The sequence below is a fragment of the Rhodothermales bacterium genome, from assembly GCA_017643395.1.
In the GTDB taxonomy this organism is placed as follows: Bacteria; Bacteroidota; Rhodothermia; order Rhodothermales; family UBA10348; genus JABDJZ01.
On the sequence record JAEPNP010000017.1, the window covers coordinates 1 to 852 of the forward strand.

1 tRNA gene is annotated in these 852 nt (G+C 60.3%); it reads right to left on the reverse strand.

Annotated features, from left to right (window positions below):
* Positions 1-415: 415 nt before the first annotated feature.
* Positions 416-492 (reverse strand) — tRNA-Ile (locus JJ896_18570).
* Between the last annotated feature and the right edge of the window lie 360 nt (positions 493-852).

Sequence of the window (852 nt, forward strand, 5' to 3'; positions counted from 1 at the left end):
CTCGGGCTGCCACGGCGCGCGGTCGCACGCTTCTCGCTGCGCTCGGGACAGGGCCCTCGAACGCACTCAAGACCCAGCTGCCTGGCGGGCCAAACCCGCGCTCATGTAGCCGATAGGCGGTAGCGCACCAAAGATGCCGCTCATGTAGCCGATAGGCGGTAGCGCACCAAAGATGCCGCTCAAGCAGCCGGTAGGCGGTAGCGCAGCATCTTTGGCTTTTGCGCGTCCTCGCGGCTCCGCCCCTGCGGGCGTCGCGGGCAGCGCTCAAGCAGCCGATAGCCGATAGCGCGAACAAAGATGGTGGGCTTCCCCGTGACGCACGCAGCAGCTTTGCTGCGAGGAGGCACAAACCAATAATGCCGAGGGCCACCAACAAGCGCGCTCATGCAGGCGATAGCCGATAGCGCAACAAAGATGGTGGGCCGAGGAGGACTTGAACCTCCGACCTCACGCTTATCAGGCGTGCGCTCTAACCACCTGAGCTACCGGCCCATTTTCCTTTGGTACACAGCAACGCCATTCCTCGCTGATCGCTCGGGCTGCTGTGGCGGCCGGTCGGCCTTGCCTCAGCTTCGCTTCGGAACCCTTGTTCCATACAAACACAGAGCTTGCTGCCCGGCGGACAAAACCCGCGCTTAAGCAGGCGATAGCCGGTAGCGCACCAAAGATGCAGGCCGATAGGCGATAGAGCACAAAATGCTCCAACCACTTAAACTCGTTTTTGAAGAAAGAGAAACGAAGACGGCGTTCACGTCCGCGCTTTATAGAGCGGCCTGCCCTGATCTTGACAGGCCTTGTTCCAAAAGAGACCGGATTTGAGAGGTCAAAGACCGCTCAAAAGGGTCATCCTTA